The following is a 5,080-nucleotide window of genomic DNA, read 5'->3' on the forward strand; positions in this document are numbered from 1 at the left end:
GATGGACTGACGCAGCTCCTCGATTTCCCGCAGACGGGCGGCGTTCCCTCGGCAGACTGGGTGCGGCTTTCTTGGATGGACTGACGCAGCTCCTGGATGGATTGGCAGAGCTCCCGGATTTCTCGGCTGTTGGCAGCAGTCTGTTCAGCCGTCCAAGCCAGCAGTTGTTCCACCCGGTCTAAGCGGTCTTGGCTCTGACTATTCACTCCGATGCCTCGCCTTGTGATGCAATCGATAAACTCCATCCGATTATAAGTGGAGTTAAGCTCAGCCAAACAGGATAGGGGGAATGGTCATTCCCAGAGCCGCCGGATTGGAGAGCGATGCAGCAACTGGTGGGCTTCGGCCAGCAACTCCGGGATAGGCAGATGTTCTGGGCAGCGGGGTAAGCAGTCACCGCATTCGGTACAGCGGTCGGCAAGTGACCCCGGAAACCAATGCCCAGCTTGGCCGAACATGTTGTAGCGGTACCGAGCAAACTCCGTCATTTCGTGGGCAATGGCCAAGTTGCGCAAACGCAGCACTTCGGGAATGTGGATCCCTTCTGGGCAGGGCAGGCAGGCGTAGCACTGGGTGCAGCGGCTGGATCCCAAGCGTTCCTGCTCGGCTTGGCGCAACCGCTCCTGAATCTGAGGGCCATCCACCCACCAACGGTCGGGATCCTGTAAAGCCGACAAGGCCACCTGTAGCTCCTCAGGATGAGTGATGCCCAGGCTGAGGGTGTGAACACGGGGATCCGCCAGCAAAAAACGATAGGCAAACTCCAAGGGGCTGAAAGGTGCACAGCACTCCTGCAGGTGTTGGGGCGGGCGATAGAGCATTCCCCCTTTATCGGCAGGAGAAATGATGAACACGCCCATATCTTGCTGGGCAGCCGCTTCTAGGGCCGGTGCATTGCGCTGTTGGAAAAAGTGATGGTGCAAATTAACAAAGTCAAAGCATCCTGTCTGGATGGCCTGCAAAATTAACTCCAGGGATCCATGGGTGGAAAAACCAATGTAGCGCACCCAGCCTTCCTGCTGGAGCTGCTGGAGAATCGGCAACCCTTTCTGCAGCACCCACTCCAGATGTTCCGGCAAGTTGATGCCATGAAAGGCAAATTGATCCAGGTAATCCACCCGCAGACGGCGCAGGGATCCCTGAAGCCGCTCTCGCAACCCATCTGTGGGAGTGAGTTTGCTGGTCAGAATCAACTGATGGCGTGAAAAGGGCAGGGTTTGCAAAATCTCGCCCAAGAGCACCTCGGCATGGCCATAAGCCTGAGCCGTTTCGATGTGGTTGATCCCTGCGGCTAGGGCTGTCTCAACGGTTGCCTGAGCTTGATCCCTGGGCACATTGACCAAGCGCATGCTGCCCAGAGAAAAAACCGAGACCAGCTGTTGGGTGCGCCCAAAGCGACGGTAGAGCATTGCGGCTGAGGTGATGCCAGCAACTCCCATCAAATCACCCCCCAGAGGCGGGAGACAGCTTCAGATGGCCGGGCACAGGCATGGTTTCCCTCAGGAGGGGTTTTTGCCCAGCAGTTCTGCCGCCAGCAGGATCGCCTGCTTGAGGCTCTCGCATCGGGCCACCCCTTGGCCGGCAATGTCGAAGGCGGTGCCATGATCGGGAGAGGTGCGAACAAAAGGCAACCCAATTGTCAGGTTGACTGCCCGGTCAAAAGCCAGCATCTTCACCGGGATCAAACCTTGATCATGATAGAGAGCCAAGTAGGCATCTGCCACAGTTGGGGATCCCTGGCCATGCCAGGCTTGCGCGGGAGCCAGCCACATGGTGTCGGGGGAAAGCGGCCCCCAAATTTGGGCGTGGGCATAGGTGCGCAGCAGCTCGGTCAGCCATTCTTTTTCCTCCGATCCCAGTTGCCCCTGTTCGCCGGCATGGGGATTCAGGCCGGCTACTGCGATCACAGGATCCCGGATCCCAAAGGTGTGGCGCAGGGATCCCACCAGCACATTCAGCTTTGTCCGCACCCGCTCTGGAGTCAGCACGGTGGGCACTTGGCCGAGGGGAATATGGGTGGTGGCCAGCAAAACCCGCATCTGCCAACCGCTGTGGGGGGAACGGGCAACAAACATCATCCCGTAGTGCTCAGACCGACTCAGCTGGGCCAAAACTTCTGTTTGACCAGGGAACCGATGGCCGGCTCGATGCCAGAGATACTTGGCGATGGGCGCTGTCACGATCCCCTGAAACTCGCCCCGCAGCGTCTGTTCGACTGCCGTTTTCAGGTAAACAAAACTGACCCCACCACTGTCAGCATCCCCTTGACCAATACAGCCAGGCTGTAACCGAAAGCCTGTGTCGCATTCCAGCATCGGGATCCCTGCCGGATGGGCCAATGGAGCCGGCGACCGATCTCTCAGCAGGCGATAGGTGGCTTCTAGAACCTGCCGATCCCCTACAACCGTGATGTGGGCGCAAGACTGCACCTCAGGATCCGCCAGCGCCTTGAGCACAATTTCCGGCCCAATTCCCGCGGGATCCCCCAAGGTCAGCGCCAGTTTGGGCCGTGGAATGCTCATGGTGTCTTTTCTTGAGAAGACGGACGATCCCCATGTTCCAGGGGAAAGAGAGTGCTGAGGAAAGCTGTGGGGAAGGTCGCCATCCCTTTGAGCAAGAATTCTGAGCTCAGCCTATCAAGTCAGCTGCAAGGGGATCCATGCCGGCAAAATGGTTTAATGAGGGTTTAGCGATATTGAACCTCTATGGCCGAGACATTCCTTTACAACGCCTTGCGTGCTGCCCTCGACGAAGAAATGGCCCGGGATCCCAACGTATTTGTTTTGGGAGAGGATGTCGGCCATTACGGCGGCTCCTACAAAGTCACCAAAGACCTGTATCGCAAGTACGGGGAGATGCGCCTGCTGGATACCCCCATTTGCGAGAACAGCTTCACCGGCCTGGCCATCGGGGCAGCCATGACCGGCTTGCGCCCGGTGGTGGAAGGGATGAACATGGGCTTTCTGCTGCTGGCCTTCAACCAAATTGCCAACAATGCCGGTATGCTGCGCTACACTTCCGGGGGCAATTTCAAGATCCCGATGGTCATCCGCGGGCCGGGCGGGGTGGGTCGTCAGTTGGGAGCAGAACACTCGCAGCGGCTAGAGGCCTACTTCCAAGCGGTGCCCGGGCTTAAGATCGTGGCCTGTTCAACTCCCTATAATGCCAAGGGCTTGCTCAAGTCCGCCATCCGCGACGACAACCCCGTTCTCTTTTTCGAGCATGTGCTCCTGTACAACTTGAAAGAAGATCTGCCAGAAGAGGAATACCTTTTGCCTCTGGACAAAGCCGAAATCGTCCGATCCGGCTCCGATGTTACTCTGCTCACCTACTCCCGCATGCGCTACCACGTGCTCAAGGCCGTGGACACTTTGGTGCAGCAGGAGATCGACCCTGAGGTGATCGATTTAATCTCGCTGAAACCTTTAGATATGGGAACCATTGCCGCTTCGGTGCGCAAAACCCATCGGGTGATCATTGTTGAGGAAGACATGAAATCGGGTGGCATTGGGGCGGAACTGACAGCTCGCATCATGGAAGAACTGTTCGATGAGCTGGATGCGCCGGTGATGCGTTTGGCTTCGCAGGACATTCCCACCCCCTACAACGGCACGCTGGAGGCGGCCACCATCGTGCAACCTGCAGATATTGTGGCGGCGGTGGAGCGGCTCCTCTACGCGGATTAGAACCCCCAAAAATCCCTACAAAACAGCGCCGAAATCTATCTCCCAGCAACTTGCAAAATCCTCAGGGCAACCTTGCTAAGATTTCCATGGCAGGGATCCGGGAATATGCAAGGCGTACTGCTGATCCTCTACATGTTGGTTGTCAGTGGCCTGATTGCCGTTGTTGGGGATCGGGTGGGCTACCGCATTGGCAAAAAGCGCCTTACCTGGTTTAACCTGCGCCCCCGCCATACCGCCATTCTGGTGGCCGTGGTGACCGGCGTGAGCATCTCCGCCCTGACTTTGGGCACACTGCTGCTCCTCAACCGCTCTCTGTCGGAGGCCCTGTTCAGCTACACCAACCAAATTGCCCAGGCGGAGCAAGAGCTGCGGGCCCTCAACCGCCAAAAAGCCCTCTTGGAAGCGGAAAATGCCGCTCTCAGGGTTGAGCGAGACCACCTCAAGGTGGATCTGGATCAATTTCGCACCCAGCAGTCGGCAGCCCAAACCCGCCTGAGCGAAGTGCGCGATCAGCTGGCAGTGGCGCTGCAGGAGCGGCAGGAGGCGGAAGCCAAGCTGGCGGCAGCCAACGAGCAACTGGCCAAGGTGCAGCCCAGTTTGGATCGAGCCCATGCCGAGTTGGAGGCAGTGAAGGCAGAGGTGGAGTCGGCCCGCCAGGTGATCGCCACCCTGGAGTCGCAAAAACAAGCCCTGCAACTGGATCGGGATCAGCTGGAGCGCTCCCTGGATGTGGTGCAGGCGGCCTTAACCCAACTGGAGAACCAGAAAAACCAGCTTGAGCAGGAGATCGAGCAGCTCAACCAATTGGCGGTGCGGCTGCGGCGAGGGGAACTGGCCATCTTGGCGGGGGAAGTTTTGGCAACGGGGGTTGTGGAGGCTCCAAGGGGGGCAAAACCAGAGGCGATCCGGCGGCAGTTTGAGCACCTTTTGGCCCAGGCGGAACAGCGAGCCCTTGCCCTTGGATCCCAGCCCATGCCCCCTCTGGAAAACGCGATCTTGATCCGCCGCGAGGATGCCGATCAAGCCTTGGAGAAGTTGCAAGAGCCCGGTAGCTGGGCGGTGCGCATTCTCTCTGTTACCAACCGGCTCAAGGGGGAGCCTGTGCCTGTGCTCGTGCAGATTTACCCCAACCAGCGGATTTTCGCCAAGGGATCCGTGCTGGCCCACGGGGTGATTCAACCGGGTTTGAGCGAAAATCAGATCCAACAGCAACTGCTGGGGCTGCTGAACCAGGCCAATCAGCGCTCGCAAGAGGAGGGGCTTCTCTCGGATCCCATCACCGGCACTGTGGGGGAGTTCTCCCAGGTCAAGTTTCTGGAGGTTGTGCAGCATCTCCGCCAGAGCACCACCCCTCTGGATGTGAAGCTAGTTGCCGACACCGACATCTACACAGC

4 protein-coding genes and 1 pseudogene are annotated in these 5,080 nt (G+C 58.4%); 2 read left to right on the forward strand and 3 right to left on the reverse strand.

From position 1 onward, the window contains the following. From NW828_RS13570 to pdxA, 3 genes and pseudogenes are all read right to left on the reverse strand, one after another. Positions 1-206, reverse strand: a pseudogene (locus NW828_RS13570) (hypothetical protein); the annotation flags it as partial. Positions 207-293: 87 nt separating this feature from the next. Beyond that, positions 294-1,409, reverse strand: coding sequence for an aldo/keto reductase (locus NW828_RS13575; protein WP_414384426.1), 1,116 nt, complete (start codon positions 1,407-1,409; stop codon positions 294-296). Positions 1,410-1,499: 90 nt separating this feature from the next. Next, entirely contained in the window at positions 1,500-2,522 is a 1,023-nt protein-coding gene (pdxA, locus tag NW828_RS13580; RefSeq protein ID WP_414384422.1) for a 4-hydroxythreonine-4-phosphate dehydrogenase PdxA, read from the reverse strand. 183 nt (positions 2,523-2,705) lie between these two features. On the opposite strand from pdxA, the gene NW828_RS13585 reads away from it, so the two are divergent. Together NW828_RS13585 and NW828_RS13590 are read left to right on the forward strand one after the other, a co-directional pair. Then, positions 2,706-3,686: an alpha-ketoacid dehydrogenase subunit beta gene (locus NW828_RS13585; protein WP_414331610.1), complete on the forward strand. Its 981-nt coding sequence runs from the start codon at positions 2,706-2,708 to the stop codon at positions 3,684-3,686. Positions 3,687-3,791: 105 nt separating this feature from the next. Next, on the forward strand, positions 3,792-5,080 hold a 1,289-nt coding region (locus NW828_RS13590), incomplete at its 3' end, for a DUF3084 domain-containing protein (RefSeq protein WP_414384424.1).

The organism is Synechococcus sp. W55.2 (assembly GCF_047461635.1).
Lineage (GTDB): Bacteria > Cyanobacteriota > Cyanobacteriia > Thermostichales > Thermostichaceae > Thermostichus.